The 24559-nt window shown below is 53.2% G+C and carries 30 protein-coding genes and 2 tRNA genes; 13 read left to right on the top strand and 19 right to left on the bottom strand.

What is annotated here, in order from left to right; all coding sequences use genetic code 11:
- Positions 1 to 98: 98 nt before the first annotated feature.
- From speB to rplM, 3 genes are all read right to left on the bottom strand, one after another.
- Complete coding sequence (gene speB / locus AC6CHM_RS01230; RefSeq protein ID WP_307284250.1) at positions 99 to 1061, bottom strand: agmatinase; 963 nt, start codon at positions 1059 to 1061, stop codon at positions 99 to 101.
- A gap of 240 nt (positions 1062 to 1301) precedes the next feature.
- Positions 1302 to 1778 carry a 30S ribosomal protein S9 gene (gene rpsI / locus AC6CHM_RS01235; RefSeq protein ID WP_122084539.1) on the bottom strand — a complete coding sequence of 159 codons (477 nt, stop codon included), beginning with the start codon at positions 1776 to 1778 and terminating at the stop codon, positions 1302 to 1304.
- A gap of 2 nt (positions 1779 to 1780) precedes the next feature.
- A complete protein-coding gene (rplM, locus tag AC6CHM_RS01240; protein ID WP_115051695.1) occupies positions 1781 to 2245 on the bottom strand; it encodes a 50S ribosomal protein L13 in 465 nt (154 codons plus the stop codon).
- Positions 2246 to 2677: 432 nt separating this feature from the next.
- Here rplM and AC6CHM_RS01245 point away from each other — a divergent pair, with 432 nt between their 5' ends.
- Both AC6CHM_RS01245 and AC6CHM_RS01250 read left to right on the top strand, forming a co-directional pair.
- The gene (locus AC6CHM_RS01245; protein WP_443094454.1) at positions 2678 to 2818 is read left to right on the top strand and encodes a type II toxin-antitoxin system RelE/ParE family toxin; all 141 of its coding nucleotides are present in this window, start codon (positions 2678 to 2680) and stop codon (positions 2816 to 2818) included.
- A gap of 11 nt (positions 2819 to 2829) precedes the next feature.
- Positions 2830 to 3117 (top strand): HigA family addiction module antitoxin, encoded by a 288-nt coding sequence (locus tag AC6CHM_RS01250; RefSeq protein WP_115051694.1) that lies wholly within the window; start codon positions 2830 to 2832, stop codon positions 3115 to 3117.
- 59 nt (positions 3118 to 3176) lie between these two features.
- Here AC6CHM_RS01250 and cysK read toward each other — a convergent pair whose 3' ends face one another.
- Positions 3177 to 4154: a cysteine synthase A gene (cysK, locus tag AC6CHM_RS01255; RefSeq protein WP_115051693.1), complete on the bottom strand. Its 978-nt coding sequence runs from the start codon at positions 4152 to 4154 to the stop codon at positions 3177 to 3179.
- Between the two features lie 140 nt (positions 4155 to 4294).
- Positions 4295 to 4915 (bottom strand): LysE family translocator, encoded by a 621-nt coding sequence (locus tag AC6CHM_RS01260; RefSeq protein WP_115052179.1) that lies wholly within the window; start codon positions 4913 to 4915, stop codon positions 4295 to 4297.
- Positions 4916 to 5126: 211 nt separating this feature from the next.
- On the opposite strand from AC6CHM_RS01260, the gene mbfA reads away from it, so the two are divergent.
- The gene (mbfA, locus tag AC6CHM_RS01265; RefSeq protein WP_498171671.1) at positions 5127 to 6110 is read left to right on the top strand and encodes an iron exporter MbfA; all 984 of its coding nucleotides are present in this window, start codon (positions 5127 to 5129) and stop codon (positions 6108 to 6110) included.
- Between the two features lie 176 nt (positions 6111 to 6286).
- On the opposite strand, the gene AC6CHM_RS01270 is transcribed toward mbfA, so the two are convergent.
- A complete protein-coding gene (locus tag AC6CHM_RS01270; RefSeq protein WP_115051691.1) occupies positions 6287 to 6715 on the bottom strand; it encodes a PaaI family thioesterase in 429 nt (142 codons plus the stop codon).
- Positions 6716 to 6798: 83 nt separating this feature from the next.
- Between AC6CHM_RS01270 and AC6CHM_RS01275 the strand changes: the two genes are divergently transcribed.
- The 9 genes from AC6CHM_RS01275 (at position 6799) to lon (ending at position 16788) form a co-directional block, all read left to right on the top strand.
- Positions 6799 to 7344, top strand: a complete 546-nt coding sequence (locus AC6CHM_RS01275) for a hypothetical protein (protein ID WP_115051690.1) — start codon at positions 6799 to 6801, stop codon at positions 7342 to 7344.
- A gap of 31 nt (positions 7345 to 7375) precedes the next feature.
- Entirely contained in the window at positions 7376 to 8200 is an 825-nt protein-coding gene (locus AC6CHM_RS01280) for an enoyl-CoA hydratase (RefSeq protein WP_498171673.1), read from the top strand.
- A 5-nt stretch (positions 8201 to 8205) separates the two neighbouring features.
- The gene (locus tag AC6CHM_RS01285; RefSeq protein WP_498172628.1) at positions 8206 to 8730 is read left to right on the top strand and encodes a CoA-binding protein; all 525 of its coding nucleotides are present in this window, start codon (positions 8206 to 8208) and stop codon (positions 8728 to 8730) included.
- A gap of 246 nt (positions 8731 to 8976) precedes the next feature.
- The gene (locus AC6CHM_RS01290; RefSeq protein WP_498171675.1) at positions 8977 to 10260 is read left to right on the top strand and encodes an O-acetylhomoserine aminocarboxypropyltransferase; all 1284 of its coding nucleotides are present in this window, start codon (positions 8977 to 8979) and stop codon (positions 10258 to 10260) included.
- Positions 10261 to 10264: 4 nt separating this feature from the next.
- A complete protein-coding gene (locus AC6CHM_RS01295; protein WP_498171676.1) occupies positions 10265 to 10609 on the top strand; it encodes a cupin domain-containing protein in 345 nt (114 codons plus the stop codon).
- A 56-nt stretch (positions 10610 to 10665) separates the two neighbouring features.
- Positions 10666 to 11769: an NAD(P)/FAD-dependent oxidoreductase gene (locus AC6CHM_RS01300; protein ID WP_336441867.1), complete on the top strand. Its 1104-nt coding sequence runs from the start codon at positions 10666 to 10668 to the stop codon at positions 11767 to 11769.
- A 147-nt stretch (positions 11770 to 11916) separates the two neighbouring features.
- A complete protein-coding gene (locus tag AC6CHM_RS01305) occupies positions 11917 to 12546 on the top strand; it encodes an ATP-dependent Clp protease proteolytic subunit (protein ID WP_115051684.1) in 630 nt (209 codons plus the stop codon).
- A 217-nt stretch (positions 12547 to 12763) separates the two neighbouring features.
- Positions 12764 to 14038: an ATP-dependent Clp protease ATP-binding subunit ClpX gene (clpX, locus tag AC6CHM_RS01310; RefSeq protein WP_008120789.1), complete on the top strand. Its 1275-nt coding sequence runs from the start codon at positions 12764 to 12766 to the stop codon at positions 14036 to 14038.
- 329 nt (positions 14039 to 14367) lie between these two features.
- A complete protein-coding gene (gene lon, locus AC6CHM_RS01315) occupies positions 14368 to 16788 on the top strand; it encodes an endopeptidase La (protein ID WP_115051683.1) in 2421 nt (806 codons plus the stop codon).
- Between the two features lie 312 nt (positions 16789 to 17100).
- Here lon and AC6CHM_RS01320 read toward each other — a convergent pair.
- Positions 17101 to 17176 (bottom strand) — tRNA-Val (locus AC6CHM_RS01320).
- Positions 17177 to 17364: 188 nt separating this feature from the next.
- On the opposite strand from AC6CHM_RS01320, the gene AC6CHM_RS01325 reads away from it, so the two are divergent.
- Positions 17365 to 17441, top strand: a tRNA-Asp gene (locus tag AC6CHM_RS01325).
- Positions 17442 to 17502: 61 nt separating this feature from the next.
- Here AC6CHM_RS01325 and AC6CHM_RS01330 read toward each other — a convergent pair.
- The 12 genes from AC6CHM_RS01330 to AC6CHM_RS01385 form a co-directional block, all read right to left on the bottom strand.
- The gene (locus AC6CHM_RS01330; RefSeq protein ID WP_498171678.1) at positions 17503 to 18696 is read right to left on the bottom strand and encodes a hypothetical protein; all 1194 of its coding nucleotides are present in this window, start codon (positions 18694 to 18696) and stop codon (positions 17503 to 17505) included.
- Positions 18689 to 18967, bottom strand: a complete 279-nt coding sequence (locus tag AC6CHM_RS01335) for a hypothetical protein (RefSeq protein WP_498171680.1) — start codon at positions 18965 to 18967, stop codon at positions 18689 to 18691. Before AC6CHM_RS01335 ends, AC6CHM_RS01330 begins: the two co-directional genes overlap by 8 nt.
- The gene (locus AC6CHM_RS01340) at positions 18964 to 19275 is read right to left on the bottom strand and encodes a hypothetical protein (protein WP_498171681.1); all 312 of its coding nucleotides are present in this window, start codon (positions 19273 to 19275) and stop codon (positions 18964 to 18966) included. Before AC6CHM_RS01340 ends, AC6CHM_RS01335 begins: the two co-directional genes overlap by 4 nt.
- Positions 19272 to 19469, bottom strand: coding sequence for a hypothetical protein (locus AC6CHM_RS01345; protein WP_498171682.1), 198 nt, complete (start codon positions 19467 to 19469; stop codon positions 19272 to 19274). Before AC6CHM_RS01345 ends, AC6CHM_RS01340 begins: the two co-directional genes overlap by 4 nt.
- A gap of 214 nt (positions 19470 to 19683) precedes the next feature.
- Complete coding sequence (locus tag AC6CHM_RS01350) at positions 19684 to 20457, bottom strand: hypothetical protein (protein WP_498171684.1); 774 nt, start codon at positions 20455 to 20457, stop codon at positions 19684 to 19686.
- Positions 20454 to 20945, bottom strand: coding sequence for a 5' nucleotidase, NT5C type (locus AC6CHM_RS01355; RefSeq protein ID WP_498171685.1), 492 nt, complete (start codon positions 20943 to 20945; stop codon positions 20454 to 20456). Before AC6CHM_RS01355 ends, AC6CHM_RS01350 begins: the two co-directional genes overlap by 4 nt.
- Positions 20942 to 21319, bottom strand: a complete 378-nt coding sequence (locus tag AC6CHM_RS01360; RefSeq protein ID WP_498171686.1) for a DUF4326 domain-containing protein — start codon at positions 21317 to 21319, stop codon at positions 20942 to 20944. Before AC6CHM_RS01360 ends, AC6CHM_RS01355 begins: the two co-directional genes overlap by 4 nt.
- The gene (locus AC6CHM_RS01365) at positions 21316 to 21777 is read right to left on the bottom strand and encodes a dATP/dGTP pyrophosphohydrolase domain-containing protein (RefSeq protein WP_498171688.1); all 462 of its coding nucleotides are present in this window, start codon (positions 21775 to 21777) and stop codon (positions 21316 to 21318) included. Before AC6CHM_RS01365 ends, AC6CHM_RS01360 begins: the two co-directional genes overlap by 4 nt.
- The gene (locus AC6CHM_RS01370) at positions 21774 to 22553 is read right to left on the bottom strand and encodes an HNH endonuclease family protein (RefSeq protein ID WP_498171689.1); all 780 of its coding nucleotides are present in this window, start codon (positions 22551 to 22553) and stop codon (positions 21774 to 21776) included. Before AC6CHM_RS01370 ends, AC6CHM_RS01365 begins: the two co-directional genes overlap by 4 nt.
- 56 nt (positions 22554 to 22609) lie before the next feature.
- Positions 22610 to 22894 carry a hypothetical protein gene (locus tag AC6CHM_RS01375; RefSeq protein ID WP_498171691.1) on the bottom strand — a complete coding sequence of 95 codons (285 nt, stop codon included), beginning with the start codon at positions 22892 to 22894 and terminating at the stop codon, positions 22610 to 22612.
- A gap of 344 nt (positions 22895 to 23238) precedes the next feature.
- Positions 23239 to 24405, bottom strand: coding sequence for a DUF5131 family protein (locus tag AC6CHM_RS01380; RefSeq protein ID WP_498171693.1), 1167 nt, complete (start codon positions 24403 to 24405; stop codon positions 23239 to 23241).
- Positions 24398 to 24559, bottom strand: a complete 162-nt coding sequence (locus tag AC6CHM_RS01385; RefSeq protein ID WP_498171694.1) for a hypothetical protein — start codon at positions 24557 to 24559, stop codon at positions 24398 to 24400. Before AC6CHM_RS01385 ends, AC6CHM_RS01380 begins: the two co-directional genes overlap by 8 nt.

The following is a 24559-nucleotide window of genomic DNA, read 5'->3' on the forward strand; positions in this document are numbered from 1 at the left end:
AACTGATGAGTTAGCTGGGGTGATTTTCGAGAACCGGAGCGCAGTGGACGTTCTTGTCCATGAGCACCGGAAGCACAGAAAATCGCATCAGATAGCCATCAGGTTGGATTTGATCGGTTGGCCTTCTGTTCGGCCAATATACCTAAATAATACATCGCTATTGTGGCACCTGCGATTGCCGTCACATCCGCATGATCATAGGCAGGGGCGACCTCCACCACATCCGCACCGATAATATTTAGATCGGTCAGATGGCGCAGAACCGACAGAATCTTTGCCGATGACGGGCCGCCTGCGACGGGCGTTCCGGTTCCCGGTGCAAAGGCCGGATCAAGACAATCAATGTCAAAGGTCAGGTAGACCGGCTTGCCAGCGGTGCGAGCGATGATCTGCCTGGCAATTTCCGCCGCCGAAAGCTCCTCAACCTCGTAGCCATAAACGATCTTCAGTCCGCAATCATCCGGCGCATGGGTACGGATACCGACCTGAATCGAATGGGCAGGATCGATAACACCATCGCGTGCCGCACGGCCAACAAATGAACCATGATCAATACGCTTGCCATCATCGTACCAAGTGTCCTGATGCGCGTCGAACTGCACGAGAGCAACCGGTCCATGTTTTGCCGCATGCGCCTTCAGGATCGGCCATGTGACGAAATGATCGCCGCCAAGCGAAAGCAGGAACGCCCCGGATTTGATTATTTTGGCCGCTTCCCGTTCAATCGTGGCCGGTGTCTTTTGATGATTGCCATAGTCGAGCAGGCAATCGCCATAATCAATCACGGCCAGATCTTCGAACAGATCGCGCTGGAAGGGATATTGCGGGTCATTGTCAAAGATTGCCGAGGCCCGGCGGATTGCCTGCGGACCAAACCTTGCGCCAGGGCGATTGGAAACCGCAGCATCAAATGGAATGCCCCAGACAACAGCCTCTGCCCCATTGAGATTCTTGGTATAGCGCCTGCGCATGAATGAGAGCGCGCCCGCATGTGTGGGATCAGTCGCTGCGCTGGTCAGCGTGCGAGCTGTAAAGGCATGATCGATGGATTTCGAGGGCATTGGTTTTCCAACTCCGGGAGTTCTGGCATTTCTTTTGTACGTGGTTCGATAAGCTCACCATGAGGAAGGGAGACGCCTGAACCGGCGATCTAAGAGTTCCCATCAGATGAAGGCAACCCGGATTCCTCATGGTGAGCTTGTCGAACCACGCACAGCGGCGAAGCTATCTCAAGTATATCTCAGCGCAACAAAAAAGCGGACCCGAGGGCCCGCTTTCTGTTCTGTCCGTATAAAGCGATATTAGCGCTTCGAGAACTGGAACGAACGACGGGCTTTCGCCTTGCCGTACTTTTTGCGTTCTACAACGCGGCTGTCGCGTGTAAGGAAGCCGCCCTTTTTCAGAACGCCGCGCAGTGCAGGTTCGAAATAGGTGAGGGCCTTGGAAATGCCGTGACGAACAGCACCGGCCTGACCGGAAAGACCACCACCGGCAACGGTAGCGATGATGTCATACTGGCCAGCGCGGTTAGCAGCAACGATTGGCTGCTGCAGGATCATCTGCAGAACCGGACGAGCGAAATATGCGCCATATTCCTTGTCGTTGACAACGATCTTGCCGGAACCTGGCTTGATCCAGACGCGGGCAACCGCATCCTTACGCTTGCCGGTTGCATATGCACGGCCCTTGGCATCGAGCTTCTGGACATGAACAGGTGCAGCAGCCTGCGTCGATGCAGCAGCTGTACCGAGTTCTGCGAGCGAGTTGAGCTCAGCCATTCTTATGCGCTCCTTTTGTTCTTGGAATTCAGCGCGCCAACGTCGAGGACTTCAGGTGCCTGCGCTTCATGTGGGTGGTTAGAACCGGCATAAACGCGCAGGTTCTTCATCTGGCGACGGCCGAGCGGTCCACGTGGAACCATGCGCTCAACTGCCTTTTCGACAACACGCTCAGGAAAACGGCCGGAAAGCAGCTGACCAGCTGTACGTTCCTTGATGCCGCCTGGGTGGCCGGTGTGCCAATAATAAATCTTGTCCGAAAGCTTCTTGCCTGTGAAGGCAACCTTGTCGGCATTGATGATGATGACATTGTCGCCATCGTCAACATGCGGGGTAAAGGTAGCTTTGTGCTTGCCGCGCAGGATGTTTGCGACGATGGTGGCGAGACGGCCGACGACGAGATCCGTCGCGTCGATCAGGATCCACTTTTTCGTCACATCTGCCGGCTTCTGTGTGAAGGTAGCCATTTGTGTTGTCCTTGAGATCATCCTTCATAAAAGAAGGCTTTTCTTGTTGCTTGGGTTGTGAAGATCATGAAATCCGCACAACAATGAAAAACGGCGGGAAGCCCCACCGCAGTCATGGGTCTCAATAAAGGCTCAAATGGAGAGCGTCAAGTCGTTAATTTCGACATATAATATAAATAAATAAGCAAAATCAATAGCTTGTAAGAAAGGTATTGTATTACCACATCTTGGCGCATTGTTTTTGCAGCTTGCAACCAGACGTTGGTTGCGATATGTGATCTATTACATCACATTCGAGGAATGATCAGAAGTTTTCGCCATAAGGGACTTGAGGTTTTCTTTGAAACGGGTTCCACCCGGAGATCAATGCTGCGCATGTGAAGCGATTGTCTCGAACACTGGCCTTTCTCGACCGCGCTTCCGTACCTGAGGATCTTTCTATTCCAGGCTGGAGACTTCACCGGCTTCAAGGGGTCTCTGGAAGGTTTTTGGTCGATTTCCGTCAGTGGAAATTGGCGGATCATTTTCCGGTTTAATGATGTCGAACTCGTCGATTATCTGGATTATCATTGAGGAATAATGACATGGGACAGTTTAATCCCCCGCATCCCGGTCAAACCCTCCTGGAGGATGTTTTACCAGCGCTTGCCATATCGGTGACCGAGCTTGCGCGCAGGCTAGGATTTGCGCGTGAAACCCTGTCTCGCATTATGCATGGTCATGCGCCCATAAGCCCAGACCTTGCTGTACGCTTGGAGCGTGCAGGTATTGGCAGGGCAAAGGTCTGGCTTGGCGTGCAGGCTGATTACGATTTATGGCAAGCGGAGCATCGTGAGCAACCGCCTATCGAACGTTTCGCCAATCTGTCGTAGTTAAAGCGGCACCCCTAAAGTTCGCCAATCTCTCCCTTGAAGGGAGCGATTGGTGGTTTTCATGAGCCATCCAGCCCGTCAAATAGCGCTGTTGAAAGATAGCGTTCGGCAAAGGAGGGGATGATCACAACGATATTCTTGCCCTTGTTTTCCGGGCGCTTGCCAACCTCGATCGCTGCTGTCAGCGCCGCGCCTGAGGAAATGCCAACGGGTACGCCTTCAATACGCGCGACCAGTCTTGCATTGGCAAAGGAATCCTCATTGGAAACCTGGACCACCTCATCGTAGATATGGGTGTCGAGCACGCTCGGCGCAAAACCGGCGCCGATTCCTTGAATCTTGTGCGGTCCGGGATTGCCGCCTGAAAGCACGGGCGAATCTCTGGGTTCGACTGCAATGATCTGCACACTTGGTTTACGCTGCTTCAGCACCTGACCGACGCCGGTGATCGTGCCGCCCGTGCCGATGCCGGAAATGAGAATATCGACCGCACCGTCCGTATCGTTCCAGATTTCCTCGGCTGTCGTCTTGCGATGAATTTCAGGATTGGCCGGATTGTCGAACTGGCCGGGAATGATTGCGCCCGGCGTGGTTTCAACGAGTTCATTGGCTTTGGCGATAGCGCCCTTCATGCCCTTTGCGCCTTCTGTTAGCACCAATTCGGCGCCAAGCAGCTTGAGCATCTTGCGGCGCTCGACGGACATGGTTTCCGGCATGGTAAGGATAAGGCGATAGCCCTTTGCTGCGGCGGCAAAGGCGAGTGCAATGCCTGTATTGCCGGATGTCGGTTCCACAAAAACCGTCTTTCCCGGCACAGCTTTGCCCTGATCTTCCAATGATTGGATCAGCGCAACACCGATACGATCCTTGACGCTGGAAATCGGATTGAAAAATTCAAGCTTAGCCAGAAGATTTGCAACGACGCCGTTTTCCTTGGCGAACTTGTCGAGACGCACAAGCGGCGTGTCGCCAATAGTATCGACAATAGAGTTGTAGATACGGCCACGGCCCGGCTTGCGTAGCGTGTCGCTGCTCATGATATTCTCCCGAATTGAAATTGTTCTGGCCGCGATCTTATGGCTCTTGGCAGAAAATTCATAGTCGGGTACGTGCACAAAGGCGGGGAGGAATGGAAAATTAAACTAATAATCCATTCCTGTTAGAATATGAATCCAAGTCAGCCAGCGCGACCAGCGATAGCCAATGCCGCGCCAGCCATAAAAGCGGCGGCTGTACGGTTAAGACGCTTGAGAGCGCGGGGAGAGGCGAGCAGACCGCGTGCCTTGGCGGCCAGCGCAAGATAGGGCACGAGTACAATCATCAGCACAATCACTGTTAAGACAGCGAGAATGGAATAGTCAGCCAGAGTAATGGATTTCAGATCAACCAGCGTCGGTGTCAGCGCGATGTAGAAAAGCATGGTTTTTGGATTGCCTAGTGTCAGCGTCAGTCCAGCTAGAATAGCTGAAATATTGCCGCTGCGGCTTTTACTCGCTTCGATTCTCTCGGTCGAAATGCCAGTCGTCCACAGCTTCCAGGCCAGATAGGTGAGGTAGGCAACACCAGCCCATTTTATAATCAGAAACAACGTACCGAACGTTTGCGCCACAACTGCAAGGCCGAGTACGACCGCGGTAAGATAGGTAAGATCACCAAGGACAAGCCCGATGGACATGAACAGGGAAGAGCGGAAGCCAGAGCCCAGCGCGCGGGCGACAAGGGCAGTTACACCCGGTCCAGGAATGGCTGCGGCAATAGCGAGTGCGCCCGAATAGGCGATAAAACCTGTAAGTGTCATGAAGAAATCCGGCACTGGTAATTGAATGGTGCGCAACATACTCCCGCGCCTGCACCGTGTCTATCGGGCCTTTTCAACAGTGTTTATCAATTTTATTGATGATTGTGGTCAAGTTAATCGGCACACTGCGGTTGTACGGCTACCCAACTCTTACCTTGAAATTTTTGATCAAACGCTCTAGTTTAGAATTATTCTAATTTAGGAATATCCCATGTTCAGCCGTTTTTTTGGTCACCGCCGTTACGACCGTGCTTCCTTGTCGGAACAGCAGATTTTAGCCCTCGCCATTTCCTCCGAAGAGGATGATGCGCGCATCTATCTCGCCTATGCGGATGGTTTGCGGGAGGATTTTCCGCAAAGCGCCAAGGTGTTTGAAGACATGGCGGAGGAGGAGAACAGCCATCGCCAGGCGCTGATTGATCTTCATGTTCAGCGGTTCGGCAACCGCATTCCTTTGATCCGCCGCGAACATGTGCGGGGCTATATCGAGCGTAAACCTGACTGGCTCCTGCGCCCACTCGGAATCGATAAGGTCCGTGAGATGGCGGAAAAAATGGAGGAGCAGGCCTATCGCTTCTATATGGAGTCGGTAAAACTCGTTAGCGATGCTTCAACCCGCAAGCTGCTTGGTGATCTGGCCGTCGCCGAAAAAGTCCATGAATCGTTGGCGCATCGCCTTGGTGTGCAACATACGCCGTACGATGTGCAGCAGGAAGAGAAGCAGACGGAGCGCCGCCAGTTTCTGTTGACCTATATCCAGCCTGGTCTGGCGGGTCTTATGGATGGTTCCGTTTCCACGCTCGCGCCAATTTTCGCAGCCGCCTTTGCAACGCAGGACACTTGGCAAACTTTTCTCGTCGGCCTGTCCGCATCGCTTGGTGCGGGTATTTCCATGGGCTTTACCGAGGCTGCGCATGATGATGGCAAGCTGTCCGGACGCGGGTCACCGCTCAAGCGCGGCCTTGCCAATGGTCTGATGACAACAATCGGCGGGCTCGGCCACGCCTTACCTTATCTGATCACCAATTTTTGGACCGCAACAACAATTGCTGCGCTGGTAGTTTTCGTCGAGCTTTGGGCGATTGCATTCATCCAGCACAAATATATGGAAACGCCCTTCTTCCGCGCTGCCATACAGGTTGTGCTTGGTGGCGGATTGGTGCTGGCGACAGGCATTTTGATCGGCAATGCCTGACGCTTATACGTTGGCATGAACGCTTTGCGCGCTTCGACAAGCTCAGCATGAGGGACGTGGATTGATCGCATGGAGGTGTTATTCCGTTGCGTGGAGGTAATGCAATCATTACCCCCACTCATGCTGAGCTTGTCGAAGCACGCAGAGAAGAAATGCAATCTGCTTTGCGGCGAATATCAGCTTCTTGGCGGGATGGAATAGGTTGCTGTTGCATGGGCAACCAGTTCGCTGCTGGCCCCGCTGGTAATGGCAATGTCCACCACGGCAAGACGCTTGCCAAGTTTTAAAAGCGTAGCCCTTGCCTCCAGGGGACCAATTTCAGGCTTGCGCAGGAAATTGATGTTCAGATTGGTTGTAACAGCCAGCGCGACAGGGCCGATTTGAGCAAGAATGGCCATATAGGCGGTAATGTCCGCCAATGCGAACAGGGTTGGCCCTGACACCGTGCCTCCGGGGCGCAAATGTTTCACAGTCGGCTCCAGACGCATCACAGCATAGCCAGCGCCGGCATCAACAACAGTGTAAGCAATGCCGTCTGCGTTAACCTGCGGAAACTCCTCTTCAAGAAACGCTGTCAGGGCTTTTGCGCTCATTAATGCAGCCATTATCGCTGTTCCCTTGCTGTTTTGTTTACACTTAGACTGTTACTATTGACGCTGCTTGGTCTTTACAAGGATGGGGCCGTTTTATGAAACCGCCAGGAATAGTTGTCACCTCTGTTTTGCTCACCGTTGGGTATGCGGGTTTTTTCGCCACGCGGCCCGCGCCGCCCTTGGCGCCTGTTATAGAACGCTACCAAATGCCGGATCGGGCCGTGGCTTTGAATGAAGAGATCGTGACGCGTTTCCTTTATGGCTATGCGCCAGTCGCCGCCGCACAGCGCGAACTTGATGAGGACGATGAAGCATCCGTCCGGACCGCTATACTTGACGCGAAGGCGCGGGAATTCGGCTTTGCCAGCTATGCCGATTGGCTCGATACAAACAACACGATCATGGTCACCTATCATTGGGCCACCCATCCACAACCCCAACAGGAAGTGGAAAAAGCTATCGCTTCGGTTCCCACAATGGTTGCTCTCTCGCCCGAGCAAAAAGCAGAAGCAATCAACGGCTTGAAAAGCGGTCTGGCCCAGATTCAAAATGCCAGACCGTCGCTGGACAACATCGTAATTGTAGAGCGTCATTTGCGCTCATTGAAGCCATTCTATAATCAGTGGGTACGGCAGCAATAAGCAACGAGGCCACATAAGTACGAGGAATGCCATGGGAGAAGTTCACGCCATCCGCAAGGAAGGGCAGGTTAGCCCTATTGTCGGTCATGAGCTGTTGGACGGCATATTGCGTCTGACATTGCAAAACGCTCCGGCCAACGCTTTGTCGATTGCGATGATGCAATTGCTATTGGAACACCTTCGATCGGCAAGAGAAGACAAGGCAGTTCGCGTTATCATTATCGATTCATCGCTGAAATTGTTTTCGGCAGGCCACGACCTCAAGGAATTGTCGAGCCATCGCTCCGACGAAGATCGTGGCCGTGCCTTTTTCGAACAAACCATGCGCTTATGCGCGGAATTGATGCAGGCTATCGTCAGCCATCCAAAACCTGTGATTGCTGGCGTTGACGGGCTTGCAACCGCCGCCGGATGTCAACTGGTTGCCTCTTGCGATCTGGCAGTTTGTTCAGACAAATCCACCTTCTGTACGCCGGGCGTAAATATCGGTCTTTTTTGCTCGACGCCGATGGTCGCGCTGTCGCGCAATGTATCGCGCAAACAGGCTATGGAAATGCTGCTGACCGGCGAAACCATTGATGCTTCAACTGCGCGCGAGTTTGGACTGGTAAACCGGGTTGTGCCACAGGAGTATCTGAATCAGATTGTCAGGAAATATGCTCAAGCCATTGCAGCCAAATCACCTTTGGTACTGAAAATCGGCAAGGAAGCATTCTACAATCAGGCAGAAATGGACCTTGCCAGCGCCTATGATTACACGGCGCAGGTTATGGTTGAAAATATGCTGGCCCGGGATGCCGAAGAGGGCATCGGTGCCTTTATGGAAAAACGCAAACCTGAATGGACGGGCGAGTGAGCGGCATGGATCACGACCACTACTCCGACGATTATATTCGCGGCATTCTCTCGTCTGTTAAAATTATCGCCATGGTTGGCGCTTCGGCCAATGAGGTGAGGCCGAGTTTCTTTGTGATGAAATATCTCCTTGCAAAAGGCTATCAGGTTATCCCCGTCAATCCGGGACAAGCCGGGAAAAACATTCTCGGGCAACTGACTTATGCACGTTTGGCGGATATTCCGGAGCCCATTGATATGGTCGATGTGTTTCGCGCTTCCGATGCTGTCCCTGCCATTGTCGATGAAGTTCTGGCGCTCAACCCTTTGCCGAAAGTCATCTGGACACAACTTACGGTACGCAATGACGAGGCTGCGCGAAAAGCGGAGGCGGCGGGAATTCAGGTGGTCATGAACCGCTGCCCGAAAATTGAATATGCGCGTCTTTGTGGCGAAATCGGATGGAGCGGAGTGAACTCGCGGGTTCTTTCTTCCAAAAAGCCAATTCTTGGAAAAGGCTTTCAGAGTTTCGGATTGAACCGTCTGAAGTAAGCCGAGGCTTGAATCAAATTCATCGATATTCGGTCCGCATTTCAACGAAACCACACCAATTTCCTGCAAAGCACAGCAATCTTACCCAAAAACTGCCGAAAATTGCTCAAAATTTGAAATCTGGAGATGCAATTTAGTTGTGGCCGGTTGAGTCTGGTAAACTTTGCCGATTGAAAAATCTTTCCTTGGCGGGGGCTCGACTATCCCCTAGCTTGCCTCCATCACTTGCTTTGGAGGAATTGGAATATGGCAAATCGTGCACCCGGAATTGAAACATTGGCAGTTCACGCCGGAGCACAGCCAGACCCGGCGACCGGGGCGCGGGCAACTCCAATCTACCAGACGACCGCGTTCGTCTTCGACGATGCCGACCATGCGGCTTCTCTTTTTGGTCTCAAGGCTTTCGGCAACATTTATACGAGAATTACCAATCCAACCAATGCCGTACTGGAAGAACGTGTTGCAGCGCTTGAAGGTGGTACGGCCGCATTGGCGGTTGCATCGGGTCATGCTGCACAGCTTCTAGTGTTTCATACGTTGATGCAGCCTGGCGATAATTTTGTCGCTTCCAACAAGCTGTATGGCGGTTCGATCAATCAATTCGGCCAGTCGTTCAAATCTTTTGACTGGCGTGTTCGCTGGGCTGACGGCACTGATCCCACGGCTTTTGAAGCGCAGATCGATGAAAGCACCAGAGCCATTTTCATCGAGAGCATTGCCAACCCCGGCGGTATCATTTCTGATATCTCTGCCATTGCGGAAATTGCCCATAGGCATGGAATTCCGCTCATTGTGGATAACACTTTGGCATCACCCTATCTCATCCGGCCAATCGAGCATGGTGCTGATATTGTTATACATTCTGCTACGAAGTTTCTGGGCGGCCATGGCAATTCCATGGGCGGGATCATTGTCGATGGCGGCACGTTTGACTGGTCGAAATCCGGTAATTACCCGCTGCTTTCCGAGCCTCGTTCGGAATATAACGGCATTGTTCTCCACGAAACTTTTGGCAATTTTGCCTTTGCCATTGCAGCGCGCGTTCTTGGTCTTCGCGATCTTGGCCCGGCTCTTTCGCCCTTCAATGCATTCCTGATTGCCACCGGTATCGAGACCTTGCCGCTGCGTATGCAGCGTCATGTGGACAATACGCTCGAAGTTGCGAAGTGGTTGAAATCTCACGCGAAAGTCAGCTGGGTCAGCTATGCTGGTCTCCCGGACGATCCCTATAATGCGCTTCAGAAGAAATACTCCCCTCACGGCGGTGGTGCTGTTTTTACATTCGGTCTGAAGGGCGGCTACGATGCTGGTGTGAAGCTCGTTGAAAACCTTGAGCTTTTTTCCCATCTGGCAAATATCGGCGATACCAAGTCACTGGTTATTCATCCGGCTTCAACCACCCACCGTCAGTTAGGTGATGGGCAGAAGATTGCTGCCGGTGCGGGCCCTGATGTTGTGCGCCTGTCTATTGGCATTGAGAACGTCACCGATATTATTGCTGACCTCGATCAGGCCTTGGCGAAAGTGTAAGCCTATGACAAACCTAGTGAAAATAGACTTTGGCGATATTGATCCGGAACATGGAGCACCCAATCCAGACCGCATTATTGCCGGAGACCCGCAATTCCGGACTTGGAACTGTGACGAATCTGATGGCGGCATCTATGCCGGAATCTGGGAAGCAACGCCCGGTAAATGGCGCATTGCTTATGATGAATGGGAGTATTGCCACATCCTTTCGGGCCGCTCGATTATTACCGAGGATGGTGGGGACGAGCATCATATCCAGGCCGGTGACAGTTTCGTGTTGCGCCCGGGTTTTCGCGGAACATGGGAAGTGATCAAAACCACAAGAAAAGAATATGTGATAAGACTTTGACGAATGATGACATGTTCGTTAGCCTCGCAGAAGGTCAGTAAAAACAGAGTCTTATCATGAAAATCATTATTGTTGGGGCTGGTATTGGCGGCCTGTCTTCGGCTTGGTCTTTGACGAAGGCGGGGCATTCCGTCACGCTTATCGAACAGGGAGCCATTCCCAATCCACTGGCAGCTTCAGGCGATCATCACCGTATCATAAGACGCGCCTACGGTGCTGCGGGCGGATATGCCAATGCTATCTCCGAAGCTTATGAGGCATGGGGGGAGCTTTGGGCGGACATTGGTGCTGTTCATCTGGATTCGCGTGGTTTTATCGCTGTATCGCGCGAGGCTGGAGACGAAGCGGACGAATATCGGGAAGGCCTCGAGAATGGTGGCTATCCCCTTGAAATTTATGATTCTGTTGAAGCCCTAAAGCGCTATCCATACCTTGAAGAAGGTAGCTTTCGATATGCGTTCTTCTCGCCGGAAGGTGGTGCTTTGCATTGTAAGAAAATTGCGACCGATATGCTGCGCTGGCTGCGCGAAAATGGTGCAGAAGTCCTTGAAAATACCCAAGTTATTGCCGTCGATACTGAAAATGGTTCGGTTACCATTGCTGATGGCACAAAGTTGACGGCGGACAAGGTCGTCGTGACTGCCGGCGCTTGGGTTACAAAGCTTTTTCCGGACATCACTAAAGATTTGACAACCTATCGCACTGCCGTTGTTTATCTCGATCCACCGGCAGATTTGAAGGCCGCATGGGATGCGTCACCTGTGGTTCTTGATGTGGGTGGGCGTACAGACGGCTATATTCTCCCGCCTAGCGGTGGCGGTGGTTTGAAGTTTGGTTCCGGCCTCCACAAGCGCAAAACACCCAGTGCCGATCTTGATCGCGTCCCGGTCGAGGGGGAAGGCGAAACCATCCGCGATCTTTTCGCTCCACCTTTAAAGCGCATCAACGAATATCGCGTCACGAATGTTGTGACTTGCGCTTATACTTTCACCTCCGATGAACGTTTTTTTGCGACAGAAATGGGTAAATGCATCATCGTCTCGGCCTGTTCGGGCCATGGGTATAAATTTGGCGCTGCCGTTGGCCGCCGTGTCGCACGAACCGTCGAAAACGGTGATGTTCCGCTATTAAAGCGTTGGCTGAGGGCAGAGACTTATTAATCTCGGGCCATTCACCTTCATATTGAACCGGCATCCTGACGCGAACATCTTGCGGAAACGGGTGCCAACACCCTATGTAACGAATCATTGTTCCACGAATCTGAGGCGCTTCCAGCCTCATATTCTCTTAAAAGCTGAGGCCCACCGATGAGAGATCCAATCGAAACAGCTATGAATCTTGTTCCAATGGTCGTCGAGCAGACCAATCGGGGCGAGCGGGCCTATGATATATTTTCGCGCCTGCTGAAAGAACGCATTATTTTCATTACCGGACCAATCGAAGATGGAATGGCGACGCTGATCTGCGCGCAGTTGCTGTTCCTTGAGTCGGAAAATCCGAAGAAAGAAATTAACCTGTACATCAACTCGCCTGGCGGTGTGGTAACATCGGGCATGGCGATTTACGATACGATGCAGTTCATTCGTCCTGCCGTATCAACCCTTTGTTTCGGTCAGGCCGCCTCCATGGGTTCGCTGCTGCTGACTGCTGGCGAAAAAGATATGCGTTTCGTCCTCCCAAATGCCCGCATCATGCTTCATCAGCCATCGGGCGGCTTCCAGGGGCAGGCTTCCGATATTGAGCGTCACGCGCAGGATATCATCAAGATGAAGCGCCGCCTCAACGAGATTTATGTTAAACATACAGGCCAGGATTACGAGACAATCGAGCGTACTCTGGACCGTGATCACTTTATGACGGCACAGGAATCACTTGATTTCGGATTGGTCGACAAGATGTTTGAATCGCGTGCTGCGGTCGAAGGCGACGCAAAGTAACCGGCTAAATTGCCTGCATGGGTCGAAAATGAACTTTTTTTGACCCATGTGGGGACTTTCTGCCACATAAGCGGCTTGCATAGAGACGAGCAGACGCTACGTTAAGTTATTGGTGAGTTTGCAGAGCTTATTCTACCAATAATTGATCGAATCACTTCCAACTAAGGGAAGTGGCGGCCCCCGCAAGAGGAGGGGCCGATACTGAAAGGAAACTGCAATGAGCAAAGTCAGCAACGGCGGCGGCGATTCAAAGAATACGCTTTATTGCTCGTTTTGCGGGAAGAGCCAGCACGAAGTTCGCAAGTTGATTGCGGGCCCGACTGTTTTCATCTGTGATGAATGCGTCGAATTGTGCATGGACATCATCCGCGAGGAAAACAAATCCTCGATGGTGAAATCTCGTGAAGGCGTCCCGACGCCGCAGGAAATCATGGCTGTTCTGGATGATTATGTCATTGGCCAGAACCATGCCAAGCGTGTTCTATCTGTCGCGGTCCATAACCACTACAAGCGGTTGGCCCACGCATCGAAAAACAATGAAGTCGAATTGGCGAAGTCCAACATTCTTTTGGTTGGTCCAACTGGTTGCGGCAAAACCTATCTGGCGCAATCGCTCGCCCGCATCATTGATGTGCCGTTTACGATGGCAGACGCGACGACGCTGACAGAAGCCGGCTATGTCGGTGAAGATGTTGAGAACATTATCCTGAAGCTGCTTCAGTCCGCCGACTACAATGTCGAACGGGCGCAGCGCGGTATTGTTTACATCGATGAAGTCGACAAGATCAGCCGCAAGTCGGACAATCCTTCGATCACGCGCGACGTATCGGGTGAGGGTGTTCAACAAGCTTTGTTGAAGATCATGGAAGGCACTGTCGCTTCCGTGCCGCCGCAGGGTGGTCGCAAACATCCCCAGCAGGAGTTCCTGCAGGTGGATACGACGAACATCCTCTTCATCTGTGGTGGTGCATTTGCCGGGCTCGACAAGATCATTTCCGCTCGTGGTGAAAAGACGTCGATTGGCTTCAGCGCGGCAGTCAAGGCACCGGATGATCGCCGTGTTGGCGCAATCTTCCGCGAACTTGAGCCGGAAGATCTGCTGAAATTTGGTCTTATCCCCGAATTTGTTGGTCGTCTGCCTGTTATCGCAACGTTGGAGGATCTCGACGAGGTCGCTCTGGTGCAGATTTTGTCCGAACCAAAGAACGCCTTGGTAAAGCAATATCAGCGTCTGTTCGACATGGAGAATGTCGAGCTGACCTTCCATGAGGATGCATTGAAGGCAATTGCAAAGCGCGCGATCGCCCGCAAGACCGGTGCTCGTGGCTTGCGCTCGATCATGGAGAAAATCCTGCTTGATACGATGTACGAACTGCCGACGTTGGATGGCGTTCAGGAAGTCGTCATCTCGGGCGATGTGGTAGAGGGCAATTCACGTCCGCTCTATATCTATGCTGAACGCAAGGAAGAAAAAGGCAATGTTTCCGCGTAATCCTTCGGAAATAGCGCAAAATAACGAGGAGCTCCGCGTTGTGCGGAGCTTTTCTGTTTTCAAAGCTGTGTACGGCGTCGCAAAAGATTGCGCTCCACCCATCCGGAGCGCAGGATAGATTACGATTCTGTGAAGACGCTTGGAGCCCGGTGACTTGAAACAGGAGGGTTGCCACTCCAAGTAATAGGTAAGCCGCATAACTGGTAGTACGCCGCTCTAGCATGGCTCCGGGATTGGAGTTTTCTCCCATCCATTTTCGGAAACTCATGCAACCAAAAGGGTGCCCGGACGCGGTGATCTGACCGAATGGTCTGAGAAAGGACATTGAAATGACGGTTGCAAGCAAGAAGACTCCGGCGGGTGGCGAGAACGGGCTTTATGCCGTTTTGCCGTTGCGCGATATCGTTGTCTTCCCTCACATGATCGTCCCGCTCTTCGTTGGACGCGAAAAGTCAATTCGCGCCCTTGAGGAAGTGATGGGCGTCGACAAGCAGATACTGCTTGCCACACAAAAAAACGCGGCGGATGACGATCCCCAAGCCGATGCAATCTACACGGTTGGCACAATCGCTAATGTCTTGCAATTGCTGAAATTGCCAGACGGAACGGTGAAAGTACTTGTCGAAGGCATTGCGCGCGCTGAAATTACGAGTTTCAACGATCGTACCGACTATCACGAAGCCAATGCAACAACGCTGGCTGAACCGGAGGAAGATCCGGTTGAGGTCGAGGCGCTTGCCCGTTCGGTGGTGTCGGATTTTGAGAATTACGTAAAGCTCAATAAGAAGATTTCGCCTGAAGTTGTTGGTGCTGCGGGTCAGATCGAGGACTACTCGAAGCTGGCGGATACCGTTGCATCGCATCTGGCAATCAAGATTCCTGAGAAGCAGGATATGCTGTCCATTCTGTCCGTGCGTGCACGGCTGGAAAAGGCGATGTCGTTCATGGAATCCGAAATTTCGGTTCTTCAGGTGGAAAAGCGTATCCGCTCGCGCGTTAAGCGCCAGATGGAAAAGACCCAGCGCGAATACTATCTGAACGAGCAGATGAAGGCCATTCAGAAGGAACTCGGTGACGGCGAAGATGGCCGTGACGAGGCCGCTGAACTGGAAGATCGCATCAAAAAGACGAAGCTTTCGAAAGAGGCCCGTGAAAAGGCCAATGCCGAGCTCAAGAAGCTGCGTCAGATGAGCCCGATGTCCGCTGAGGCGACGGTTGTTCGCAACTATCTCGACTGGTTGCTGTCCATTCCGTGGGGCAAAAAGTCGAAGGTCAAGAACGATCTCAACCTTGCCGATGAAGTGCTGGATGCCGAACATTATGGTTTGGACAAGGTCAAGGACCGAATTGTCGAGTATTTGGCGGTGCAGGCACGTTCGACCAAGATCAAGGGCCCTATCCTCTGCCTCGTTGGTCCTCCCGGCGTCGGCAAGACGTCACTGGCTCGTTCGATCGCCAAGGCAACTGGACGCGAATATGTCCGTATGTCACTGGGCGGCGTGCGTGACGAGGCCGAAATCCGCGGCCATCGCCGCACTTATATCGGCTCTATGCCCGGCAAGGTCATTCAGTCGATGAAGAAGGCGAAGAAGTCAAACCCGCTGTTCTTGCTCGACGAAATCGACAAGATGGGGCAGGATTTCCGCGGCGATCCGTCTTCCGCATTGCTCGAGGTGCTCGATCCGGAACAGAACTCAACCTTCATGGATCACTATCTTGAGGTCGAATATGATCTCTCGAACGTGATGTTTGTGACGACCGCCAATACGTTGAACATTCCGGGTCCTTTGATGGATCGTATGGAAATCATTCGTATTGCCGGCTACACCGAAGATGAGAAGCTGGAAATCGCCAAACGGCACCTGTTGCCCAAGGCAATTCGGGATCATGCGTTGCAGCCTAAGGAGTTCTCGGTCTCTGAGGATGCTATCCGCGCCATTATCCGCAGCTATACGCGGGAAGCCGGTGTACGTAGTCTTGAGCGCGAGTTGATGAAGCTTGCTCGTAAGGCGGTTACGGAAATTCTGAAGTCCAAGAAGAAATCGGTGAAGGTGACGGCAGCCAACATTGATGATTATCTTGGTGTCGAGAAGTTCCGCTTCGGCCAGATCGACGGTGAAGATCAGGTTGGTGTCGTTACTGGGCTTGCCTGGACTGAGGTGGGCGGCGAATTGCTGACCATTGAAGGTGTCATGATGCCCGGCAAGGGCCGCATGACCGTTACAGGTAATCTTCGTGATGTGATGAAGGAATCAATTTCGGCGGCGGCATCCTATGTCCGTTCGCGCGCCATTGATTTTGGAGTTGAGCCACCATTATTCGATCGCCGCGATATCCACGTGCATGTGCCGGAAGGTGCTACGCCTAAGGATGGACCATCGGCCGGTATTGCGATGGTGACTGCCATTGTGTCGATATTGACCGGTATTCCGGTTCGCAAAGATATCGCTATGACTGGTGAGATTACCTTGCGGGGCAGGGTGCTGCCTATCGGTGGGCTGAAAGAGAAACTGTTGGCTGCTCTGCGTGGTGGTATCAAGACGGTTCTGATTCCGGAGGAGAATGCCAAGGATCTGGCAGAGATTCCGGATAATGTGAAGAATGGCCTTGAGATCATACCTGTCTCACATGCCAATGAAGTTCTCAAACACGCCTTGATTCGCCAGCCGGAACCTATCGAGTGGACTGAACCCGCTCATGTTCCAACTCCGGCTGTCGAAGATGACGCCGCTGCGCAGATCGCCCATTAGCATCTGACACGTTCAAAAATGGCCGGGTAAGCGATTATCCGGCCATTTTGATTCCCCCTAGCCCGTCTCTAAGCTTGATGCTTGCTGACGGTCTTGCTTCGCATTCCGTTAAAGATGGTCATAGGGGTGGAAGTGATATGATTCTGGTGGATCGCAACACAAAATACCCGACCAGCGCGCTACAGCGATGCGCATTGCCGGTTAAAGGGCACTGTCCGGTAGATGATTGCTTCAAGAAGGCAGAATACTGCCAGAACACACATGCGATCAGGCCGGTAGGCCGTGTGCAACATTTCTTATCTTGGAAAGGAATGGTGGGCGATGAGAGACTCGAACTCCCGACATCTTCGGTGTAAACGAAGCGCTCTACCAACTGAGCTAATCGCCCCTCACAGGGTGTGTTCCGGAGCGTTTAGGCGTTTCGAACGACATTGGCAAGAGGGGATGTAGCACTTTTATGAATTGTTTGAAGAGTTTTTCACAATCGCATTTTTCATGGCTACTTGCGCTTGACACTCTCCCGCGAACCCCTTAAACGACCGCTCACGCCGGACAAATTGTTCGGTACGAAAGTGCGCGGGTGTAGCTCAGTTGGTTAGAGTGCCGGCCTGTCACGCCGGAGGTCGCGGGTTCGAGCCCCGTCACTCGCGCCACTTTTCCCTTAGACAAATCAAATATTGTTTGACTACTGGAAAAGTGGCGGGCCCCGCAGTTTCAACTTCCATTTCTGGAAAGTTTCAACTTTTTGATTACGTTCTGTTCTGAGGCGATCGCGCGCCGCCCGATTATGCGGGATGCATCGGCTGCTCGCACTGCCGCAAGATTGACCGGCATGTAAGTTTTTTGCAGCGTTTTATTCTCGTCGATGCTGTTTCCCATCTTGGCCGCAATTGATTCGACTGTGCCGCCGCCTGATACGGCTTCAACCGCGCCAGTGCGCCGCATGTCGGATAAGCGTCTCATTTCTCCCTTGCCAAAAACCAGACGGCGGATATCGGCAAAGTCGTCGATCAGACTATCTTTCGTGTATCGAACTGGGTTGTGCCGTCTGCCGCCCTTCGGTCCGGGCGCAGCTCCACGCGTCCGGAATATTGGTGCGTCATCGAGTAGATCGAAATCGAGGCCACGAATGTAAGTCTCGAAGAGCCTGCGTGTTCGTGGCGACATTATTCCGAATGCGGTTTCATCCGTCTTTCCTCGCACCGTTAGAAAACCCCAGTCGTCGCCAGCAGTGACCGCGTGGGCTGGCGTCAGGGTGCGGCAATCTACCGGCGAAAAGCTGGTGTCCCACGCAACAGCGATGATGCAGGCCAGCCCTTTATAGCCAGCGCGCCATGCGCCTTTGACCAATCTTACAGCTTCGCCTTCCGACCAAATCTCGGTTCTGCCGGGAACGCCTCTCTTCTGAATCATTAGAGATGGGTCTTGCAGGGGCGTACAGAGCTTCATCGCTGCCATTACGGTGTAAAGGGACCGCCACGTCTTCATCGCGCGTCCAGCCTCTCCTGCGCCCTTTTTGTCCAATATTTGATGGTACCACTTGTCCATCAACTCCATGGTGACAGTTTCTGGAGCAACGTCGCCGAAGATTGGGTCAATATACTTCCAGCCACGCTCCCAGTCTTCGCGGGTTCGCGGCGCGCGGGATTGCCATTCTTTTGTGCGACGATATCGGTCAAAGGCATCACCAACACTATTGCGCGGGTAAACCTTCAACAGCGGCGCTTCCAGACCTTTGCGCGTCCGCTGATAGCGTTCTTCCCATTCGGCGGCAATTCGCCATGCCTCGGGGCCGTCATGGCCGCAAGATACTATCTGGAACCCAAGCGCACGCATCTTCGCTGTGGGAAGCCAGTATCCGTGTTTTCCCTTTCGAACAACGTAATGCTTCAGTTTAATGCTACCCAAGTGATGCTATCCTTTGCGCGGCAACGTCTCTGGCGTCCAAAGCTACTGCTTTCGCCAGACCTTTGCCAATCCCCAACCCGGCACGCCGATCCAGCCATGCATCAATCGCAGCGATGTCGTAAAATCCCGTCACGGGGCACGGTTCTGGAAAGCCGATTTGCTCCAGCGCCCGGAGCTTTTGCTCAAACTCTTGCAAAGTTAGATGCAAGCGCCTGGCTGCTTTGGCTGGGGGGATAAGTCGAGGTTCAACGCTGAAGCGAATATCGGTCATGGCTGGACCTCAAACGTTTCTGGATCAAGTTCAATAACAACGTCGTCAATCATAAAGGCCTTGCGTGGCCTCCAATTGTGATCGCATTTATCGCAAAGGGCACGGACACCAATCCAGCCGCCAAAATTATGAATTCCATCCTCTCGATTGAGACGGCCATTGACGACGCGAAAACTGGTGAATGCCTCCATCGTCTCCGTTATTTCCAAATCCTTTGAACGGCACTTAGGACATTTGATTTTTGAAATAGCGGGCCTGAGCTGTCCGTTGAATGCCGCTGGAAAGTCGCTCTCCGTTAACTTGCTCATTTGCCAGCCTCCGATTTCAGGGCGGCGCGTGTCTGGCGCTCGTCCGCTGTGTCGAGGGAACGGTTTCCCGCATCAATAAATCGCCGCGCGTCACGCTCCGTCTTGAAAAGCGCCACGGTTTTGAATGAACGTTCGGCGCTGAACTGAACAGCGGCGTGCAGGCCCTTTCCTTCCTTCAGGTACGTCAGCCGCATCGTTCTACCTCCGATTTTGCAGCGGTGGCGTGAATCCGCAATCTTTGGGTAATTTTCGGTTTCGACGGTGCGCTGAAACGGGTGCCGTCCGGCGCTACACCCTTCCACGTCATGGGGCCATCCGGGAAATAGAAGATTGTCCCTAGACAATTCGAACCCGCCCAGACTCGGAACCCATTGAGGCCATTTTCAGCGACATACTTTTTGAAAGCTATCATTCTGGAACCTCACCGTCGTCATACCTAAAGGTGGCGATCGGACCTTCAGACGGCTCGCCGCTATCGAGATTGACGGTTGGTGAACCATCCAAACATGCTGCGTGGCATGTCCCCATTTCGATATCAGTGGCGCAAAGATCGCCGTTGTCGAATGGCTTGGCGCATACCGGGCAAAGCTCTGTTTCGATTCGGTCTATGCGCTCGATATCGGCAATAATTAGAGCGGCGGCTTTAACCAGATCGCGGCGGCGGGTAGTTGGCTTGTAAAAAGCTTTTTCATGTGGGTATCGGTACGATCCGTTCCACCATGGCCATGGGTCTAAAAAGGCGACGCCATCGCTTGATATAACGTTGTGTCTCAAGTCCGGACAAAGATAACAAGCCGCTGCGGTGCTAAGCTCACCGGCGCTATGCTTGTCGTCATGCTCTGGCGTCCAGCCTTCTTGGCTGATCTGGCGCAACCGTTCTGCCAGTACGTCTTGGGCGGCATGAGTTTCCTCTAGTGGCTTCTGAAACCATGCGTACTCTGTAGATGGGTTGGCGAGCTCATCGGCATGGGATGATCGGTCATGCGGCCATTCAATAGGGACGGCCCACATGCGGGGATCATAAGGATGATGGTCTATCTTAACCCGCGACTGCCAGAACGCGTTGAAGCGGTTGGCGACGTAGATTGCGGTCGAGTAATTTTCTGCCGCTATTAGATCGTCAGGACCGTGAATGCTGACTGCCCAAAGTGTATTATCGTTTGCTGTGATCGCGTCGTTCATCGGCGCACACTCCAGTTTTGCAGAGCCTCGACAAGGGCAGCTTCAGTTGACGGAAAATCGGTGTGATGGATTCCAATGCCGCCCTCGGCATTCCATCCGGCGATATTGCTTTCGTAGTCATCGATTAAGATGTCGCCGGGGGCATGCATGAACATTGGCTTGAAGCGACTGCCGTGGACCGGCAGTACAGTCACCGTGGGTGACAAATGCTTCTGAACCCATTGCCGCTTCTGGCGCGCGACGTTCTCGAAATTGTCCTTTGAACAGGCGGTGAGAACTATCGGCTTGAGCCGTTCGATGGACTGAAAGAAATCGAGCGCGCCAAGGCATGGCGGCATGTCGAGGAAATATGTCGGGTGAGAATTTATCTTTGCCCAAATCTCCTTGGACGCCAAATTCCGATGATCAAGATTGAACGTCGCCGGAAAGTGGTGATTGAAGTCGGCCATCACACCATCAAGATCGAGGTAAAGGCGAGGGGTTGTCATGCTGATACCTCTTCACATGTCGGGCGGTTTGCTATGCTTAGGAGAACATCTGCGTGGCAGGGCTTGCCGTCGATCGCGCACCAACATGCGAGGTTTTTGCCGCGCAATTCGTGCAGGTGGTCGTCGACATATTTACGGCTTGCATGCAGAGCGTCGATGTGTGGTGACTTGGCAAGGGCTAGCAAACCGGCGAGAAGCGCCTTGTATAGATCCACGCAATGTTCGCGGTCGCCATCTTTGCCAACGATAAATGGGTTTCCCCATGGACCTGGCCGCGCCACGTGAACAGCCTCAAGGCCATTCAGCTTCTTGGATTGCTCTTGCAGATTGAAACCGCGAGCGCGGGAAAGTCGCATGCGGACGGGCTTCGTCATGACCGCACCTCATCTTTGGTGCGGTCATGTTCGATAGCGCGGTCGGGCGACATCGTGCGCCAATCGGGCCACGTGCGCCCTTCATTGCGTTTCAAAACTTTGTCCAGCGTGGCAACGATTTCTTCTGGTGAAAAGCCTCGGCGCAAAGCGCCGTCAAAGGCGAGCAGCATCACATCGACCCACTCTTTCAGGTCATCGGGATCGCGCTCAATTTCCACAAGCTCCTTTCGGATATGGTCAAGATTGCCAAGCGTGCGCGGACCGGGGCCGAATGCCCGTTGCGAGAATGCGGACTGGCGGTAAAGATGCGTTACCAGATCAAACCGGCTTTCAAGTTTCTTGCGCTCGGCCGCAAACGTTTTGACGCGGTCACGAGCTGCTTGGCGAAGCTTCGCGTTCTCGGCTTTAAGGGTGGCGTTTTCTGCGGATTGATCGCCCGACCACGTGACGTTCGTCATAATGCACCAGCCTTGGATTTCACTTTTTTGACGGTGTGCTTAAGCTTTGCCACTGCCATAATGGTCGGTTTGACTTCAGGAGAGGCGTAGTCGAAGCCCATGCCAAACCGGGCGCTGAGAAGGGGGAGGACGGCGCGGGGAATGGCTTCCCAGTTCGACGGGTCTGTATTGAGGCGGTTCCCGTCCAGGCACTTAAGACATTGATCGTCTGCCAGCGGTCCGTTCTTCTGTTCCCAAAGGTAGCGGTGTTTCAGGACGTGCCTACGCCCATAGCCCGTATGAGGGTTTGTCTCATTGACACTGATTTCGACGTAGCCATCTTTTGAAACGCGCTCATGTCCAAGAAATTTAGTGTTGTGCGGCGAGTTGCCCTTTTTGAACTGGGTACGCTGCGCGTTGGGATGGCGACCGCCGGTACCGGGCGCGCACCTCTTGCCCTTGTTAAGGGGTTCGGCCCCTTTTACGTATTGGCCGGTGCGCCCAGTTTTCCAGCCTTCGCGCTTGCGGAGAGCATGGAGACTTTGCGCAGAAATATCTTTTCGACTGAACTTGGTGCAGAATTCTCGTCGATAATCACGGATCGGCAATGTGCAGTTATCCCGAAGCCATGAGATTTCTTCCGAAGTGAACTTTCTGCGCCTGCCGCGATAGCGACTGCCGTCGCGTCCGACCTTCCAGCCCTTTCGTTTGCGTAAGTCATTCAAATGCACCGGCAAGACATCATGCCGATCGAATTGCAATACGAAGGCTTGATGATAGTCGCTTATGACCATCATATAGTTCGCCTCAAGCCATGCCATTTCCTTGGCGCTATAGGGAATTCGAGCTCCCTTCATTTGTCATTTCCAATGGCAGGGCGCTCGGCCTGGCCCTCGATCGTGTCGGGCTGGCGAAAAATTGTGGGAAGCATGGTTTTGAACCTGTCACCATGATTGGCGATCAAATGTGCCGCCTTGAGCGACAAAGAGGAATTTTCGATTATCTGTTCGCTTACCGCGACAATGGCGTCAGCGCGCTTCACTTCCATTTCGATCTGTTCGGCAGAAAGCGATTCTTCGGTAAGGCGTTCCATCTGGCTGAACAGGTGATTGTTAAGGTCGAGAAGGCGATTCTTCATAGTGAAGCTCCGATCATTGCGTTTGGTGAGTGGCTGGAATCATTGGTTTGGCCCCAACGGGTCAAGGCCAGCGATTTCTCGTGCTTGGTCGAAACAATCAGGGATCATGGCTATAAGGGCGGCTCGAATCTCCCCGTGTTTCTCAACATCCGTAAGTGAGGCCGCACATCCGCAAGCACCGACCAACAGGCCAGTGATAAGAGCTTCGCACCTCAGTTGATTATCGGTATGAATGGTGTTGGCGTGTTTGAGCGCCCTTAGAAAAGCGTCCGCTGTTTCACTCTTTGTGGCATGTGCGATTGCATCGAAGGGGTCCGACTCATCAAACAGTTTCCGCTCGTCCGTCATAATTTCACCTCGGGAAATGCATCGTGGGTAACGCCGTCGAGTGCCCGGCCTGCGGCTTTCTTGCCGATCTGGTAGACATCGGGTTCATCGTCCCAACCGTCCTCTGGATCGCCCATATTGGTTGAGCCAATCATCCAGCTGTCGTTCCACCAGTGGGCAGACGGTCTGCGGCCACGAATTGATGACGGCACGTTTTCGCCGGGGGTCCATGCGCCCCACTGCTTGAAGTGGAATGCCACTCCAGATTCGGCACACTGATCCCGCAAATCTCGCGCCCAGTCGGGATGCATCGGGCGTGCGCCATCGCCGCTTTCGCCGCCTACGACAACCCAGTCGAGTGTTGGATGCATGTACCCATCGGGGATGCTGCTGACACCGTACCAGTCGAGAAACGATTCTAATTCCTCATCGACGTTTTCGGAGGCACCTTTCCAAGAAAACTCCCATTCATCGCGCCAAAGGCGGGCATTTACAGTGTCCATAGAGCTATCGCCATCAATGTCGATATTCTTTAAATCAATCGGGCCAAGCAGCGGCTCCGCGCTGATCCAGCGAACAGCAGCGGGAGTGCTGAGCAGCAACGGAATGCGTTCTTCGGCCCGCTTTTGATCCTCGACGGAGACGCCAAGCCATACATTACGAAGTGGATACCAATCGTGAGCGGATCGAGGTTGAGTCCACGGGATGCCATGTAATTCGCAGGCTTCATTCACGGTCGGCCAGCCTTGATCAACAAGCGACATCATTTCCAAAACTATCCGCTGGAAGGCGGGCTCGATATAGTCCCGCATACGTTCGGGACGCTTCGTCAGGACCTGAAATGTATGTTGGGGCGATAGCGCCATAACGGCGAAAATCTTGTCGATCCACTCGTCTTGGACGCCTTCCGCAAAAAGATCGGCATGGGCGCAGACGAAAATCATGCGCGGCTTGCTCCAGCGCAACGGCTGATCAAGCCACTGCTCGTTGAAACGGACTTCGCCGGTCCAGACAGGTCCGGCCTTCGTGTCGCGGGTCAAGCCCTTGCGGCTTTCGTGGTTGCTGAGGCGGGTGCCTGCCAGCTTCATGGCGTAGCAATTGGTGCAGCCCGGAGAAACGACACTGCATCCCGTGATCGGGTTCCACGTGGCGTCGGTCCATTCGATTTTGGTTTTGTCAGCCATTTGCGATGCCTCGCAGCATGGCGGCGATGAAAAGGCAGCCCATTAAGCCAATGGCAGCAAGCAGGATGACGCTTGACCACGCGTCGGCAAAGCGAGTGAACGAAATCTTTATAGGCTCAAGTTCGCCGAGAAAAACGCGATTAGTTCTATGCAT

It is taken from the genome of Phyllobacterium sp. GQ127 (assembly GCF_059758635.1).

Coding starts and splice junctions, on each gene's coding strand:
- speB (WP_307284250.1), bottom strand. CDS start 1,061: ATGCCCTCGAAATCCATCGATCATGCCTTTACAGCTCGCACGCTGACC.
- rpsI (WP_122084539.1), bottom strand. CDS start 1,778: ATGGCTGAGCTCAACTCGCTCGCAGAACTCGGTACAGCTGCTGCATCG.
- rplM (WP_115051695.1), bottom strand. CDS start 2,245: ATGGCTACCTTCACACAGAAGCCGGCAGATGTGACGAAAAAGTGGATC.
- AC6CHM_RS01250 (WP_115051694.1), top strand. CDS start 2,830: ATGGGACAGTTTAATCCCCCGCATCCCGGTCAAACCCTCCTGGAGGAT.
- cysK (WP_115051693.1), bottom strand. CDS start 4,154: ATGAGCAGCGACACGCTACGCAAGCCGGGCCGTGGCCGTATCTACAAC.
- AC6CHM_RS01260 (WP_115052179.1), bottom strand. CDS start 4,915: ATGACACTTACAGGTTTTATCGCCTATTCGGGCGCACTCGCTATTGCC.
- mbfA (WP_498171671.1), top strand. CDS start 5,127: ATGTTCAGCCGTTTTTTTGGTCACCGCCGTTACGACCGTGCTTCCTTG.
- AC6CHM_RS01270 (WP_115051691.1), bottom strand. CDS start 6,715: ATGGCTGCATTAATGAGCGCAAAAGCCCTGACAGCGTTTCTTGAAGAG.
- AC6CHM_RS01275 (WP_115051690.1), top strand. CDS start 6,799: ATGAAACCGCCAGGAATAGTTGTCACCTCTGTTTTGCTCACCGTTGGG.
- AC6CHM_RS01280 (WP_498171673.1), top strand. CDS start 7,376: ATGGGAGAAGTTCACGCCATCCGCAAGGAAGGGCAGGTTAGCCCTATT.
- AC6CHM_RS01285 (WP_498172628.1), top strand. CDS start 8,206: ATGGATCACGACCACTACTCCGACGATTATATTCGCGGCATTCTCTCG.
- AC6CHM_RS01290 (WP_498171675.1), top strand. CDS start 8,977: ATGGCAAATCGTGCACCCGGAATTGAAACATTGGCAGTTCACGCCGGA.
- AC6CHM_RS01295 (WP_498171676.1), top strand. CDS start 10,265: ATGACAAACCTAGTGAAAATAGACTTTGGCGATATTGATCCGGAACAT.
- AC6CHM_RS01300 (WP_336441867.1), top strand. CDS start 10,666: ATGAAAATCATTATTGTTGGGGCTGGTATTGGCGGCCTGTCTTCGGCT.
- AC6CHM_RS01305 (WP_115051684.1), top strand. CDS start 11,917: ATGAGAGATCCAATCGAAACAGCTATGAATCTTGTTCCAATGGTCGTC.
- clpX (WP_008120789.1), top strand. CDS start 12,764: ATGAGCAAAGTCAGCAACGGCGGCGGCGATTCAAAGAATACGCTTTAT.
- lon (WP_115051683.1), top strand. CDS start 14,368: ATGACGGTTGCAAGCAAGAAGACTCCGGCGGGTGGCGAGAACGGGCTT.
- AC6CHM_RS01335 (WP_498171680.1), bottom strand. CDS start 18,967: ATGACCGATATTCGCTTCAGCGTTGAACCTCGACTTATCCCCCCAGCC.
- AC6CHM_RS01340 (WP_498171681.1), bottom strand. CDS start 19,275: ATGAGCAAGTTAACGGAGAGCGACTTTCCAGCGGCATTCAACGGACAG.
- AC6CHM_RS01345 (WP_498171682.1), bottom strand. CDS start 19,469: ATGCGGCTGACGTACCTGAAGGAAGGAAAGGGCCTGCACGCCGCTGTT.
- AC6CHM_RS01350 (WP_498171684.1), bottom strand. CDS start 20,457: ATGAACGACGCGATCACAGCAAACGATAATACACTTTGGGCAGTCAGC.
- AC6CHM_RS01355 (WP_498171685.1), bottom strand. CDS start 20,945: ATGACAACCCCTCGCCTTTACCTCGATCTTGATGGTGTGATGGCCGAC.
- AC6CHM_RS01360 (WP_498171686.1), bottom strand. CDS start 21,319: ATGACGAAGCCCGTCCGCATGCGACTTTCCCGCGCTCGCGGTTTCAAT.
- AC6CHM_RS01365 (WP_498171688.1), bottom strand. CDS start 21,777: ATGACGAACGTCACGTGGTCGGGCGATCAATCCGCAGAAAACGCCACC.
- AC6CHM_RS01370 (WP_498171689.1), bottom strand. CDS start 22,553: ATGATGGTCATAAGCGACTATCATCAAGCCTTCGTATTGCAATTCGAT.
- AC6CHM_RS01375 (WP_498171691.1), bottom strand. CDS start 22,894: ATGAAGAATCGCCTTCTCGACCTTAACAATCACCTGTTCAGCCAGATG.
- AC6CHM_RS01380 (WP_498171693.1), bottom strand. CDS start 24,405: ATGGCTGACAAAACCAAAATCGAATGGACCGACGCCACGTGGAACCCG.
- AC6CHM_RS01385 (WP_498171694.1), bottom strand. CDS start 24,559: ATGCATAGAACTAATCGCGTTTTTCTCGGCGAACTTGAGCCTATAAAG.